This is a genomic window from Catenulispora sp. MAP12-49, assembly GCF_041262705.1.
Classification (GTDB): domain Bacteria; phylum Actinomycetota; class Actinomycetes; order Streptomycetales; family Catenulisporaceae; genus Catenulispora.
Window position 1 is genome coordinate 181,834 of sequence record NZ_JBGCCP010000016.1, and the last position, 14,511, is coordinate 196,344.

The window sequence follows — 14,511 nt, forward strand, 5'->3', positions numbered from 1 at the left end:
GCGGGGGATACAGAGATGATTCCGGTATGGCGATGATCGAAGGAAACCGCGACGAGCGACTGGCCGAGGCGGTGGCGCTGCGCGCCAGCGGCGAGCGCGAGAAGGCCCGGCAACAGTTGCTCGCCTTGAGTGCCGACTCCCCCGCCGACGCCGAAGTGGCGTATCAGACCGCGTGGGCCCACGACGTCCTCGGCCTGGAGGCCGAGGCGGTGCCGTTCTACGAACTCGCACTCGCCGACAACGGCGCAGGCTTGTCAGAGAAGGACCGGCGCGGCGCGTTCCTCGGCTACGGCAGCACCCTGCGGGGCCTGGGCCGGTATTCGAAGGCGGTCGAGGTGTTCCGGCGCGGGGCCGCGGAGTTCCCGGACGACAATGCTCTGCGGACCTTCTCGGCGATGGCGCTGTACAACGTCGGCGAGCACCACGCGGCGATGCGGACGCTGCTGGAGGTGATCGCCGGGACGAGTTCCGACGCAGGGATCCAGGGCTACCGCGCCGCCATCGAGCACTACGCGAAGGACCTCGACGCGGTCGAATAGCAAGATCGCGCAGGTCGCCGCACACCCTGTGCCGAAACTGTGCGCGCCACGTCACGGTCTCGGTGCGTGGACGCGCGATGCCTATGCTGAAGCGGTGACCAGCATTCTCGTTGTGGAGGACGAACCGACTCTCGCCGAGGCGATCGCGGCCCGGCTGCGGGCCGAGGGCTTCGCCACCCACCTGGCCGGGGACGGTCCGGCCGCGGTGCGCACCGCCCAGGAGCAGCTGCCGGACCTGATCGTCCTGGACGTGATGCTGCCCGGCTTCGACGGCCTGGAGGTGTGCCGCCGCATCCAGGCCGAGCGGGCCGTCCCGGTGCTGATGGTCACCGCGCGTGACGACGAGAGCGATCTGATCGAGGGGCTGCGCACCGGCGCCGACGACTATCTGACCAAGCCGTTCTCGATGCGCGAGCTGATCGCGCGGGTGCACGCCCTGCTCCGGCGCGTGGAGCGCGCCGCGGAGATCGGTTCCAACGGCGGCGCCCCGGCCGAGAGCAACGTCGTGCCGATCGGGACCGGCTTCGGGCCGGGCACCACCGCCGTGCGCAAGCCCCAGCCGCTGCGTTTCATGGCCATCGGCACCAGCGCCGGCACCCGGCTGCTGGAGATCGACCCGGCCCAGCGGCGGGTGCGGGTCGGGGCCGGGCGCTCGCAGGACGAGGCGCACCTGACGCCCACCGAGTTCGACCTGCTGGCCTGCCTGGCCGGGCAGCCGCGCACCGTCCTGACCCGGGAGAAGCTGCTGGCCGAGGTGTGGGACTGGCTGGACGCCTCCGGCACCCGCACCGTCGACAGCCACGTCAAGGCCGTGCGCCGCAAGATCGGCGCGGACTGGATCCGCACCGTGCACGGCGTCGGCTACGCGCTGGAGGCCGAGCCGATCCTGGGCGACGCGCTGGAGGCGGCCGGCCGATGAGCTCGCGCGTCTCGCTGAACGTGACCACCCTGAACGCCGCCTCGCGCAGGGTCGGCGGCACCGCCGTCGCCCGCGCCCGCGAGGTGCGCCCGCTGGACCGCTTCCACAGCATCAAGGTCAAGCTCGGCGTGCTGGTCGTGGCCTCGGTGTCGGTGGTCGGGGTGTTCACCGCCCTGGGGGTCACGGCCGGCATCCAGGCCCGGTACGTGGTCAGCGTCGCGGTGATCCTCTCGCTCGGCGTCACGCAGTTCCTGGCGCACGGCATGACCAGTCCGCTGCGCTCCATGGCCGACGCCGTCGAGCGCATCGCCCGCGGCGACTACAGCCGCCGCGTCGCCGCCTCCAACTCCCGCGACGAGGTCGGGCAGCTGGCGGCCGCGTTCAACCTGATGGCCGCCGACCTGGAGGCGGTGGACCGGCAGCGCAAGGAGCTGATCGCGAACGTCTCGCACGAGCTGCGCACGCCGATCTCGGCGCTGCGCGCGGTGCTGGAGAACGTCGTGGACGGCGTCACCGAGCCCGATCCGCCGACCATGCGGCTGGCCCTGGAGCAGGCCGAGCGGCTGGGCCGGCTGGTCAGCACCCTGCTGGACCTGTCCCGGATCGACGCCGGCGCGGTCGAGCTGGACCGCGAGGACGTGGCGCTGGAGGAGTTCCTGGGCACCGTGGCCCGCGAGGCCACGGTCTCGATGCTGACCCGGGACGGCGCCGACCAGCGCCCCTACACCGTGGTCGACGTGGTCCCGCCGGCGCTCACCGTGCGCGCCGACCGCGAGCGGCTGCACCAGGTCGCGGCGAACCTGCTGGACAACGCCGTCCGCCACTCCCCGCCCGGGGGCAAGGTGACGCTGCGAGCCCGGCGGCTGGAGGAGGGCGGCGTCCGGATCGAGGTCTGCGACCAGGGCCCGGGCATCCCGCCCGGCGAGCGGGTCCGGGTGTTCGACCGCTTCGACCGCGGCTCGCGGCAGGCCGCGGACGGCGGCACCGGGCTGGGGCTGGCCATCGCGCGCTGGGTGGTGGATCTGCACGGCGGCCGGATCTCGGTGGCCGAGCCCGCGGTGCCGGTGCTCGCCGACGACGCCGACAAAGCCGCCGAAGCCGCCGAGCCCGTCGCGGCCGCGGCCGACCAACCCGGCCATCCCGGCCATTCCGGCCATCCCGTGGCCGTCAGCGCGTCACCCGGCTGTGTCATCCGCGTCGATCTGCCGTAACCGGCCCCACAAGTCACACGTACTGATGTACGACCCAGGTGTGAATCTGGTCACTCCTGACCAGGCGCCTGCCACCTGGCCCTAGTCAGATAGAGGGATTTTCCGCGTCGGCCGGTGTGATCAGTGCCTCGAACCCGGGGCGCGACTGCAATAAGGCCGCACATCGGCGTAGCCTGGATGACCGCTATACGTCTACGACCGAGCCCCGGTCGTAGCCGCCGTGCACTCCTATACGCACCCACGCGGAAGAGGGCGGAAACCGCCGTGTCGCCACAGCCGTCGCAGCAGGCAACCACCGATCAGACTGCCGGTACGCCGGGCTCCACGCCGGGGCACACCCTGGCCGAGTTCGGCCCGAACGAGTGGCTGGTGGACGAGATCTACCAGCAGTTCCTGCGCGACCCCGAGAGCGTGGACCGCGCGTGGTGGGACTTCTTCAACGACTACCAGCCCACGGACAGCTCTGCCGCCGCGCAGGCTCTTGCCCCCGTTGCGAAGGTTGATAACCCCGAAGTGACTGTGACCTCCGACACATCGGCCGCCTCTCAGACCGCTCCCGCCCCCGCCGCCGCTGCCCCGGCCGCCACGGCGACCGTGCCGGCCCCGGCTCCGGCCCCCGCCGCGCAGCCCGCGGCTCCGGCCCCGGCCCCGGCCGCCCCCGCCCCCGCCCCCGCCCCCGCCCCGGTCCAGGTCCCGCGCGACGCGGCGACCACCGCCGCCCCGGCCCCGGCCGGCGGCGCCGCGGGCACCACCACGGCGGTCCTGAAGGGCCCGGCGGCCCGCGTGGTCACCAACATGGAGTCCTCCCTGGAGGTCCCGACCGCGACCAGCGTGCGCGCCGTCCCGGCCAAGCTGCTGATCGACAACCGGATCGTCATCAACAACCACCTGAAGCGGGCCCGCGGCGGCAAGGTCTCCTTCACCCACATCATCGGCTACGCCCTGGCGCAGGCGCTCAAGGCCATGCCGGAGATGAACCGCTCGTTCACCACGGAGAACAACAAGCCGGCGGTCGTGACCCCGGCGCACGTCAACGTGGGCCTGGCCATCGACCAGGTGAAGCCGGACGGCACCCGGCAGCTGCTGGTCCCCTCCATCAAGGGCGCCGAGCTCATGGACTTCCGCGAGTTCTGGCAGGCCTACGAGGACGTGGTCCGCCGCGCCCGCAACAACAAGCTGACCCCGGACGACTTCGCCGGCACCACGATCTCGCTGACCAACCCGGGCACCATCGGCACCGTGCACTCCGTGCCGCGCCTGATGAAGGGCCAGGGCACCATCCTGGGCGTGGGCGCCATGGAGTACCCGGCGGAGTACTCCGGCACCAGCGAGGAGACCCTGTCCCGGCTGGCGGTCAGCAAGGTCATGACCCTGACCTCGACCTACGACCACCGGATCATCCAGGGCGCGCAGTCCGGCGACTTCCTGCGGATCATCCACCAGCTGCTGCTGGGCGAGGACGGGTTCTACGACAAGATCTTCGAGTCGCTGCGCATCCCCTACGAGCCGGTCCGCTGGATCCAGGACATCTCGGCCTCGCACGAGGACGACATCAACAAGACCGCGCGCGTGCAGGAGCTCATCGAGTCCTACCGCACCCGCGGCCACCTGATGGCCGACACCGACCCGCTGGAGTACAAGCAGCGCCGGCACCCGGACCTGGACGTGGTCAGCCACGGCCTGACCCTGTGGGACCTGGAGCGCGAGTTCGCCACCGGCGGCTTCGGCGGCAAGAAGCTGATGAAGCTGCGCGACGTGCTGGGCGTGCTGCGCGACTCCTACTGCCGCACCATCGGCATCGAGTACATGCACATCCAGTCCCCGGACGAGCGCAAGTGGATCCAGAACCGGGTGGAGCACGGCTACGCCAAGCCCGACCGCACCGAGCAGCTGCGCATCCTGGAGCGCCTGAACGCCGCCGAGGCCTTCGAGACCTTCCTGCAGGTCAAGTTCATGGGCCAGAAGCGCTTCTCGCTGGAGGGCGGGGAGTCGGCGATCCCGCTGCTCGGCGAGATCCTGGCCGACGCCGCCCGGTCCGGCCTGGACGAGGTCGCGATCGGCATGGCGCACCGCGGCCGGCTCAACGTGCTGACGAACATCGTCGGCAAGGAGTACGCCGAGGTCTTCCGCGAGTTCGAGGGCAACCTGGACCCCAAGTCCATGCACGGCTCCGGCGACGTGAAGTACCACCTGGGCGCCTCGGGCAGCTTCACCGCGCTGGACGGCTCGGAGATCGCCGTCACCCTGGCCGCGAACCCCTCTCACCTGGAGACCGTGGACCCGGTCCTGGAGGGCATCGTCCGCGCCAAGCAGGACATCATCGACAAGGCCTCGGCCGGCTTCACCGTGCTGCCGCTGCTGATCCACGGCGACGCCGCGTTCGCCGGCCAGGGCGTGGTGGCCGAGACCCTGAACCTGTCGCAGCTGCGCGGCTACCGCACCGGCGGCACCGTGCACCTGGTGATCAACAACCAGGTCGGCTTCACCACCTCGCCGACCTCCTCGCGCTCCTCGATCTACGCCACCGACGTGGCCCGGATGATCGAGGCGCCGATCTTCCACGTGAACGGCGACGACCCCGAGGCCTGCGTCCGGGTGGCCAAGCTGGCCTTCGACTACCGCCAGGCGTTCAACAAGGACGTCGTCATCGACATGATCTGCTACCGCCGCCGCGGCCACAACGAGGGCGACGACCCGTCGATGACGCAGCCGCTGATGTACAACCTCATCGAGGCCAAGCGCAGCGTCCGCAAGCTGTACACCGAGGGCCTGATCGGCCGCGGCGACATCACCCTGGAAGAGGCCGAGGAGGCCCTGCGCAACTACCAGGGCCAGCTGGAGCGGGTGTTCGCCGAGACCAAGGAGGTCTCCAAGGCCCCGGTGTCGGCGACCTTCGCCGTGGACGTGCAGCCCTACCCGGCGCAGGTGGAGACCGCGATCACCGACCAGACCGTCAAGGTCATCGCCGACTCGCAGGTCTCGCTGCCCGACGGCTTCACCCCGCACCCGAAGGTGCTGCAGCCGCTGCAGAAGCGGGCGCAGATGATCACCGACGACAAGATCGACTGGGGCATGGGCGAGACCCTGGCCTTCGGCTCGCTGCTGATGGAGGGCGTGCCGGTCCGGATGGCCGGCCAGGACTCCCGGCGCGGCACCTTCGTGCAGCGCCAGCACGTGCTGGTGGACCGGGAGAACGCCACCGAGTACACCCCGCTGTCGAACCTGAGCTCCGAGCAGGCCAAGTACACCGTCTACGACTCGCTGCTCAGCGAGTACGCGGCCCTGGGCTTCGAGTACGGCTACTCCGTGGCCCGCGCGAACGCCCTGGTGCTGTGGGAGGCGCAGTTCGGCGACTTCGTCAACGGCGCGCAGTCGGTCATCGACGAGTACATCTCCAGCGGCGAGCAGAAGTGGGGCCAGCGCTCCGGCGTGGTGCTGCTGCTGCCGCACGGCTACGAGGGCCAGGGCCCGGACCACTCCTCGGCCCGCCCCGAGCGCTTCCTGCAGATGTGCGCGCAGAACAACATGACCGTGGCGATGCCCTCGAACCCGGCGTCGTACTTCCACCTGCTGCGCTGGCAGGCGCACAATCCGGCGCACAAGCCGCTGGTGGTCTTCACGCCCAAGTCGATGCTGCGCCTGAAGGACGCCGTCTCGCCGGTCGCGGACTTCACCTCCGGCCGCTTCGAGCCGGTGCTGCCGGACGTCACGGTCGACCCGGCCGGCGTGCGCCGGGTGCTGCTGGTCTCCGGCAAGCTCTACTGGGAGCTGGCGGCCAAGCGCGCCAAGGCGGGCATCACCGACACCGCGATCGTGCGGGTGGAGCGGCTGCACCCGCTGCCGGCCGCCGAGATCGCCGCGGTGCTGGCCGCCTACGGCCCGGACGTGGACCTGCGCTGGGTCCAGGAGGAGCCGGCCAACCAGGGCGTGTGGCCGTTCGTGGCGATGAACCTGCCGGCGGCCCTGGGCCGCGGCCTGACGGTGGTCTCGCGGGCCGCCGCCTCGTCCCCGGCGGTGGGCTCGGGCAAGCGGCACGCCGTTGAGCAGGGTCAGCTGGTCGAGGACGCCTTCACCGGCTGACGGAAAACCGACACGGGGTGGGATCCGCGCTGCGGCGCGGGTCCCACCCCTTTGTATAGAAACGCATAGAAACTCAGAGCTCTTTCATAGGGAACGGAAGAACGATGTACTTCACGGACCGGGGCATCGAGGAGCTGGACAAGCGCCGCGGAGACGAGGAGGTGTCGCTTTCCTGGCTGGCCGAGCAGCTGCGCACCTTCACCGATCTGAACCCGGAGTTCGAGACGGCGGTGGACCGGCTGGCCACCTGGCTGGCGCGGCTGGACGACGAGGACTGAGGCCCCCCAGAAATCTCTGCGACGCGTAGCGTCTCCGTAACGGGCGGCGGTGGGAGACGGGTGGGCACTTGCCCTCGCGACGAACGCGATATATCGTCTTCTCCAGAGACGCGATACATCGTGAAAGGGCCCAGGTGATGACGAGACACGAGCTGAGCGGGCCGGACAGGCTCGCCTTCGAGGGGATCCACCGGCTGAAAGTCGTCACCACCTCGGGCCGGGTGGACGTGGTCGGCGCCGGCGAGGACGGCGCGGCCGTGGTGGACGTGACCCGGGTCAAGGGCGAGGAGCCCCTGGTGGTCGCGGCCGAGGACGGCGAGCTGACGGTGCGGCACGGCGAGTTCCGGCCGAACGTGCTCGGCTGGCTGATGCACGGCCGCAAGATCGAGGCCGACATCTCCATCCAGGTGCCGCCGGACTGCCTGGTGGACGTCACCGTGGTGTCCGGGCCCCTGGTGGTGTCCAACCTGCACGAGCGGACCCGGGTCCAGGGCGTGTCCGGCGAGATCACCCTGGCCCAGCTGCACGGGCCCACCGACGTCAAGACGGTCTCCGGCGCGATCACCGCCGAGAGCGTCACCGACGACCTGAGCGCGCACACCGTCTCCGGGCCGATCACCGTGATCGCCCTGGGGACGCAGAACACGATCAAGGCCGGCACCACGTCGGGTGCGATCACGGTGGACCTCGAGGACGGCAGCGACGCCCCGCGCCTGGAGCTGAACGTGGTCTCCGGCCAGGTCATCGTGCGCGCCCCGGAGAACGCGAACCTGGAGGTGGACATGTCCACGATGAGCGGCCGCACCGTCACCACCTTCGACGGGCTGGACTCCCAGGCGCTGTTCGGGAACAAGCAGATCCCCTTCACCAAGCCGCGGCAGTTGTCCGGACGTCTGGGCACCGGACAGGGCAGGCTGAAGGCGCGGGCGGTGTCCGGTGACATGACGCTGCTGAGAAGGGCCGTCGACCCCGCCCTGTTGGGCGCGGACGCCGACGGCGAAGATGGAGAGGATCGTTAGATGGCACCCGTCTTCGGACACGGACGGCTGCGGCTGTACCTGTTGAAGCTGCTCGCCGAGAGCCCCAAGCACGGGTACGAGATCATCCAGCAGCTCAAGGAGCGGTTCCAGGGCCTGTACGCGCCCAGCGCCGGCACGGTGTACCCGCGCCTGTCGCGCCTGGAGAGCGAGGGCCTGATCCGGCACGAGACCGACGAGCGCGGCCGCAAGGTGTACCACATCACCGACGCCGGCCGGACCGAGCTCGCCGCGCGCGCCGACGACATGGACGCGCTGGAGACCGAGATCCGCGAGTCGGTCAGCAGCCTGGCCGAGGAGATCCGCGACGAGGTCAAGGAATCCGCCCGGCACATCCAGGAGGAGCTGCGCGCCGCCGCCGCCGAGGCCCGCACCGAAGCTCGCAACGAGTCCCGCAGCGAGTCCAAGAAGGGCCGCGGCCCGCTCCCGCACCCGCCCGCGGACCGCTCGCAGTGGGGCAAGGACGAGTGGCGCGAGTGGAAGCGCGCGCAGAACGACTGGAAGGAACAGTGGAAGGACCAGTGGGCCGCGCAGTGGCGCGAGCACTGGCAGGACGAGGCCTCGCGCTGGCAGCGCTTCGCGCAGGACAGCGTGGACGACTGGACCGGCCGCCGCACCCGCGACCGGGCCGACCGCGAGCAGCTGGACGAGCTGCGCGCGACGTTCATGCGCTTCCGCGACGAGGTGCGGACCATGGCGCGCGAGCACCAGGCCGACATCCCGGTGACCCAGGACCAGCTCAACGCGGCGCGCGAGGTGCTGGAGCGGGCGGCCCGGGAGCTGCGGGACATCTTCCGGGGCTGACACCCGCCGGACACGAGCAGGCCGGGCCCGGTTCGGGCGCCAGGCCGAACCGGGCCCACAGGTTCTCCAGGACGGCCCGGAAAGCAGGAGGGGGTGGCGGCGCGCGCCGCGGGACTTCGGTCCCGCGGCGCGCGCCGTCGCCGTTTGTCCGGCCGTCGGGCCCATGCGGCATCATGACTCCTGGGAGGGAGCCATCGTGGTCGCAGGACTCATCGACGCCGTGCACTTCGCGGGCCGGGACGAGGCGTCGGCGCTGTTGCGCGGCCTCGGCGACGAGGAACTCGCCGCGGGGATCGCGGATGCTTCGCTGCCCTTGTCCGTGGCGGTGAGCGACGCGGTGCTCGGCCGGCGTGCCTCGGCACCGGCGGTGGCGCTCGCCCGGCGCGCGGTGAACGACGAGACGGCGGCCGATCCGGACGCGGTGCTGCGCGCGCTGATCCGGCTGGCGGACCCGGCGGTGGACGAGGCGCTGGTGCGGACCGTGGGCAAGCGGCCCCGGGCCTGGATCCTGGCGGCGCTGGTGCGGGACCGGCGCGACGCGGATGGCAACGCGGTGATCGCCCCGGGCGTCAAGAGGTTCCTGCGGAACCAGGTGGCGCGGGCCGAGCGGCGGCACGCGGGACGGCACACGCCGATGCCGGCGCGGGTCGAGACCGATCTGACGGTCGCCGCGTGCTCCGCGGACGATCCGGGCCTGGCGGCGACCGCGCTGCCACTGGCCGCTCGGCTGGGGCAGATGGCGGCCGTGGCGCGCGGGCTGCGGACGCTGCGCGACCACGGGCTTCTCAGCTCGCTGTGGGAGGACGGCCTGCGCGAGATCATCACCGCGGCGATGGCCTCGGGGTCGTCGTACTACGTCCCGGGGTGGGAGGCGGTCCTCGCGTTCGGGGACACCGGCGACGACGCGGAGCTGGCGAAGGCCTCGCGGCGGCTGCGCATCGCCCTGCTGCCGCGGATCGACGAGGCCGAGTCCTGGACCGCCCCGAACATCGGCTCGCAGCTCTACGCGGTGCCGTGGGACGAGGTGCTGGCGTACGCGGACGTGGTCGGCGAGGGCGACGAGGACACCCAGGCCGGACAGGGCACGGCCCGCGGCCTGGACGAGGCGGCGGCGCGCGAGGACGTGCCGGCGGACGTGCGGCCCACGTTCGAGGAGCGATACCCGCGCGCGGTGTTCTGGACGGCGCGGCCGGACACCGGGACGCTGCGGCGGGCGAGCGAGGCCGCACGGAGCCTGAACCCGGCGACGCGGCACTTCGCGACGCGCGAACTACTGCGGCGCGGCCTCCTGCACGGTTCGCTGAGCGCACCGGAGGTGGTGGCGCACGCGGAGCCGGCGGCGGACGTGCTGGCCCTGGCGCTGCCCACGCCGCCGGGGCTGACGGAGTACTACACGGCGAAGGGCAAGAACAGCTTCGCCCCGCACTTCGTCCGCATCCCGCCAGAGGCCGAGGAGCGGTACCAGGCCGACCTGCGCGCTGCGATAGCCGAGACGATCGGGCCGGATCCGGCGCGCTGGCTCAAGGTGCTGACCCGGGTGGCGGCCTGGGAGGGGAGCCTGGGCGGACCGGGCGGACTGCTGGAGGCGGTCGACGCCGGAGCCCCGCTGCCGGAACGGCGCGGGACGCGGTGGCCGCGCGGGGTGGATGCGGCGGCGGTGGTGTTGGAGGTCGCGCCGGCGGAGGTGATCGCGAAGGTGGTCGCGGCGGCGCTGGCGGTGGCCGAGGAGCAGTCGCCGGCTGGCGCGGTCGAGGGCCAGTTGCCAGCCGGCGCGGCGGAGGAGCAGTCGCCGGCTGGCGCGGCGGAAGCATCCGACCCTGAGACTCGTGCGCTGATCGGCGTCCTCACCCGCGTCCTGGACCGCGGCCCCGAGCCGCGCTGGCTGCTCGACCTGGCGCTCGGCCCGCATGGGACGTCGGCCATGCGGCTGGCGGCGGCGCGCAATCCGGCGGCGACGGTCGGGACGTTGTGGCGGCTGGCCGATCGGGAGCCCGCGGAGCCCGGCGTCTTGGCCGCGGTGTATCTGCATCCGTTGGCGTCGTTGGAGTTGCGGATCGCGGCGGTGGTGCGGTCCGAGGCCGTGGGCGGGGTGTATCCGGGCTTGGTGCGCCGGCTGGTGACGCGCTATGCGGAGCCGGCGCTGTTGCAGCCGGTGCTGGAATCGCGTGACCCTGAGCTGCTGCACACCGTCCTGCGGCGGAGCAACCGCTCGTTGCAGACCGACCGGCGCATCGTCGCCTACGCGCGCCTGGCCGAGGCCGCCGGGCCGGAGCCGGTGTGGGCGCTGGAGTTGGAGCGTGCCGGGAGCCTGGAGCGCATGCACGAGGCCGTCCGCGCCTCCATGAACGCGCATAGCGACGAGCCTCTGCGCGCCATGGCGGAGGGCATAGCGCGGCCGGAGCCGGAGCGCGTCAGCGCGGAGTGGGACGCGGGCTTCCAACCGTCCCGGCCCGACACCGCCGAGCGCGTCCGCAGGCATCTGGACGGCCGCCCCGAGCGCTGGGCGCGGCTCGCCGAGCCCGGGGTCACGCTGTACGGGCTGCTCGCGGAGTTCGAGGGAAGCGAAGCGCCGCAGGTACCGCAGCCTCGGCAGGGCTTTGACGCGGCCGTGCCGCCGGCTCGTGCGCCACGGGAGGCATGGGAGGCATGGGAGGCACAGGCGGCACGGCAGGCACGGCCCCGCCTGAGCCAGACCCCGACTCTGCTGCCGCCACTCCCCCGCAGCGAGCCCCCGAAGCCTTCCACCGCGTGAACGCCCCGGCCCGGGTCCTGAACCTGCTGCACGCGGCGCGTCCCGAGGACGTCGCCCCGGTCCTGTCCCTGCTGTCCGACGCCGAACTGGCCGCGGGCTTGGCCTGCGAACACTGCGATCCCGAGCTGAGCACCGTCCCGCCGGACCGTGACGCCCTCCGCCACGCCCTGCTCAGCCCGCGCCGGGAGACCGAGCCTGTCCTGGACAAGCCCGGCGCCACCCAGGACGCAGTGCGCCTCGCGGCTCGCGCGCCCTATGAGGTTCTGCTGCACGGCGGCATCACCCCCTATGGCCGCCCGCGGGCCGAGCTGAACCGGCGGCTGTCCGCCGCGCTCGCGACGGCGCTCGGATCCGACCCGTGGCGCTGGTACGGCGTCCTGAGACTGGTCGATACCTGGCCGCGGTCCCTCACCGACCTGCTCGACCAGGCTGCGGGCTGGGCCTCGGAGTCCGAGATGCCCGCAGGCGTCATGCGATTCCGCTTGCCGGGTCAGTTGTTCCTGCCGGGTGTGCTGCTCGCCCTCGCGCCGCCGGATGTCGTCACGGACGTTCTCATCCACACCGAGCCCCGGTCCGAGGGGATGCTCCAAGGGCTCCTCAAGCACGCTCCCTATCACCCCGCTTATCTGGAGTACGCCTTCGGGCCCGAGGGATCCGACTTCGCCCGCCGCTCGCTGTGCTCGAACGGCGACAAGCCCGTGGCGGTCGCCCACGAGCTGCTGGACCGCGACCTGGGCCCGGAGATCACGCAGGACATCGCCATCGCGCACGACGACCTCGCCCTGCGGCTGCGCGTCTACCGCAGCCTCGACGCGTCCGCCGACCCGTGGAAGACCAGCAGACTCGGCCAGTCGACGCCCGAGCAGGTCCACGCGGTGCTGGCGGAGGCCGAGACGGCCGAGGAGCTGTACTGGCTGCTCACCGTCCTGGGGCGCAAGGCGACGTCTGCGCCGTTCCGGATGATCGCCTACCGCCGCCTCGCGGAACTGGCCGGACCGGAGCCGGTGTGGAGCCTGGAGCTGGCCGCCGCCGGCGGCCTGGAGCTGCTGGTGCACCCGGCGGTCCGGGAGTCCATGGCCGGCGGCGGCGTCGCGCCGCTGATCGCCGCCGCCGAAGCCGTCAACCCGCCGGGCCCGCCTCCGACGCCGCCTCAGGACTCGCTGACCGAGTGGCCGGTGGAGGACGCGGTGCGCGGCCGGCTCGACGGCCGGCTGGATCGGTGGCGGGCGCTGCTCGGATCATCGGATGAGGAAGCCGCGGCGGTTCTCGGACTCGCGCAATGGGCAACGGGGCAATCGGTTCGACCGGCGGGCCGCGAGAGAGAAGACTTGAGCCAGAGCACGAAAACCACGCCGCCGACCGCCGAGAACACCGCCGCCGAGTACACCGCCGAGGAGGACGCCACATGAAGACCAACGAGTCGGACCGCCGCTCGCGGCGCCTGCCGGTCAGCGCCACCGACCGCAAGGCCCTGGCGGCGTGGCAACCGGCGGAGCCGGAGACCATCGCGGAGGCGGTGCGGCTCAAGGAGGCGGCGCTCGTCGACTTCGGCATGGAGTCCTCGGCCATCGCCGGGTGGATCTACTCCAAGTGCGCGCACCAGATACCCACCACCGCCATCGAGACCGCTGCGGTGATGGCGGCCGGGGACGGCACCTGCCTGCTGCTGTTCAATCCGGACTTCTTCGTCGAGCTGGGGCTGGACGGGGTGAAGTTCGTGCTCTTCCACGAGGCCCGGCACCTGATCCAGCGGCACCTGTTCACCGAGCCGGAGCTGCGCGAGGACCCGGTCTTCGACATCGCCATCGAGTGCACCATCAACCACGTCGCGCTGACCCGGCTGCGCCGCGACAGCCTGCCGGTGTACGGCGGCGAGCCGACCGGGGTGGATCCGCGCAAGATCTTCGCCGGCTACCACGCGGACCTCACCGCGCAGGGCCTGAGCCCGTTCTCCTACGAGGAGTTCATCCGCACCGACATGGGCTGCTACACCGAGCTGCGGCGGATGAAGCACCCGCCGACGCCGGCGCCGGTGTGCGTCCACGAGCTGCTGCAGGAGCTGCAGGACGAGCTCGCCGACGCCGAGACCATCGAGCGGATCGGCAACGAGGTGCTGGCGAACGTGCTGCTGGCCGGCAAGCGCGGGGTGCGCGAGGCGCGCTCGGAGCTGCTGGACCTCATCGACCGCACCGAGGGTGCCACCGACCGGCTCGCCAAGCTGTGGGGCGACATGGGCGCCGGGATGATCCGCGGCCAGACCCAGAAGACCCGGCGGGTGGACTGGTGGCAGCGCTGGATGGTCGACGTGCTGGCCTCCAAGCTGGCCGAGGGCGAGCGGCTGGTGTACCCGAAGAAGCGCGGGGCGGTGCTGGCCGCGCTCGGCGAGGACCCGACGCTGTCCCGGCGCGGCCCGGAGCGGCACCGGGTGGTGGCGATCGCGGTGGACGCCTCCGGGTCGATGCCGCCGCCGGTGGTGGACTGGATCGCCTCGCTGGTCGGGCAGCTGGACGGGGTGGAGGCGCACTGGCTGTCCTTCGACGCCGAGGTGGTGCCCTTCGCCCCGGGCGACCCGCTGGTCGGCGGCGGCGGGACCAGCTTCCAAGCGGTCGCGGACTACCTGGAGGGGCGCGCGCCCTCGGCCCGGACCGGGGAGCCGTTCGACGAGACGCTGGACGCCGTCATCATGGTGACCGACGGAATGGCCCCGCACATCACGCCGGCCGAGCCCGACAAGTGGATCTGGCTGATCACCGAGCACGGCGACGACTGGCCCGAGGGCCATGCGCCGCAGATGGCCTGTCACAAGGTACGAACGGGGGACCGTTGAGCGAGCACACCACCGGCCAGACCGCGCTGCCGCCGGAGGCCGACGGCTTCGGCCTCGGCGCCGG

10 protein-coding genes are annotated in these 14,511 nt (G+C 72.1%); all 10 read left to right on the plus strand.

Annotation, left to right across the window (positions count from 1 at the left end; all coding sequences use genetic code 11):
* The first annotated feature begins 32 nt into the window (after positions 1-32).
* Positions 33-539, plus strand: a complete 507-nt coding sequence (locus ABIA35_RS27315; RefSeq protein WP_370359825.1) for a tetratricopeptide repeat protein — start codon at positions 33-35, stop codon at positions 537-539.
* 94 nt (positions 540-633) lie between these two features.
* Positions 634-1,458 carry a response regulator transcription factor gene (locus ABIA35_RS27320; RefSeq protein WP_370359797.1) on the plus strand — a complete coding sequence of 275 codons (825 nt, stop codon included), beginning with the start codon at positions 634-636 and terminating at the stop codon, positions 1,456-1,458.
* Positions 1,455-2,669, plus strand: a complete 1,215-nt coding sequence (locus tag ABIA35_RS27325; protein ID WP_370359798.1) for an ATP-binding protein — start codon at positions 1,455-1,457, stop codon at positions 2,667-2,669. Before ABIA35_RS27320 ends, ABIA35_RS27325 begins: the two co-directional genes overlap by 4 nt.
* Positions 2,670-2,933: 264 nt before the next feature.
* Complete coding sequence (locus ABIA35_RS27330; protein ID WP_370359799.1) at positions 2,934-6,749, plus strand: multifunctional oxoglutarate decarboxylase/oxoglutarate dehydrogenase thiamine pyrophosphate-binding subunit/dihydrolipoyllysine-residue succinyltransferase subunit; 3,816 nt, start codon at positions 2,934-2,936, stop codon at positions 6,747-6,749.
* 104 nt (positions 6,750-6,853) lie between these two features.
* Positions 6,854-7,027: a DUF6104 family protein gene (locus ABIA35_RS27335; RefSeq protein ID WP_370342071.1), complete on the plus strand. Its 174-nt coding sequence runs from the start codon at positions 6,854-6,856 to the stop codon at positions 7,025-7,027.
* Positions 7,028-7,164: 137 nt separating this feature from the next.
* Positions 7,165-8,046 (plus strand): DUF4097 domain-containing protein, encoded by an 882-nt coding sequence (locus tag ABIA35_RS27340; RefSeq protein WP_370342073.1) that lies wholly within the window; start codon positions 7,165-7,167, stop codon positions 8,044-8,046.
* A complete protein-coding gene (locus ABIA35_RS27345; protein ID WP_370359800.1) occupies positions 8,047-8,868 on the plus strand; it encodes a PadR family transcriptional regulator in 822 nt (273 codons plus the stop codon).
* Between the two features lie 196 nt (positions 8,869-9,064).
* Positions 9,065-11,620, plus strand: a complete 2,556-nt coding sequence (locus ABIA35_RS27350; protein WP_370359802.1) for a hypothetical protein — start codon at positions 9,065-9,067, stop codon at positions 11,618-11,620.
* On the plus strand, positions 11,617-13,029 hold the full coding sequence (locus ABIA35_RS27355; protein ID WP_370359803.1) for a hypothetical protein: 1,413 nt from the start codon (positions 11,617-11,619) through the stop codon (positions 13,027-13,029). The genes ABIA35_RS27350 and ABIA35_RS27355 overlap by 4 nt, the downstream gene beginning before the upstream one ends.
* Entirely contained in the window at positions 13,026-14,447 is a 1,422-nt protein-coding gene (locus tag ABIA35_RS27360) for a hypothetical protein (RefSeq protein WP_370359804.1), read from the plus strand. Before ABIA35_RS27355 ends, ABIA35_RS27360 begins: the two co-directional genes overlap by 4 nt.
* Positions 14,448-14,511: the final 64 nt, after the last annotated feature.

What these genes read in the sequence shown, in the direction of transcription:
- ABIA35_RS27340 (WP_370342073.1), top strand. Translation starts at nt 7,165, where the DNA reads ATGACGAGACACGAGCTGAGCGGGCCGGACAGGCTCGCCTTCGAGGGG.
- ABIA35_RS27345 (WP_370359800.1), top strand. Translation starts at nt 8,047, where the DNA reads ATGGCACCCGTCTTCGGACACGGACGGCTGCGGCTGTACCTGTTGAAG.
- ABIA35_RS27325 (WP_370359798.1), top strand. Translation starts at nt 1,455, where the DNA reads ATGAGCTCGCGCGTCTCGCTGAACGTGACCACCCTGAACGCCGCCTCG.
- ABIA35_RS27315 (WP_370359825.1), top strand. Translation starts at nt 33, where the DNA reads ATGATCGAAGGAAACCGCGACGAGCGACTGGCCGAGGCGGTGGCGCTG.
- ABIA35_RS27360 (WP_370359804.1), top strand. Translation starts at nt 13,026, where the DNA reads ATGAAGACCAACGAGTCGGACCGCCGCTCGCGGCGCCTGCCGGTCAGC.
- ABIA35_RS27335 (WP_370342071.1), top strand. Translation starts at nt 6,854, where the DNA reads ATGTACTTCACGGACCGGGGCATCGAGGAGCTGGACAAGCGCCGCGGA.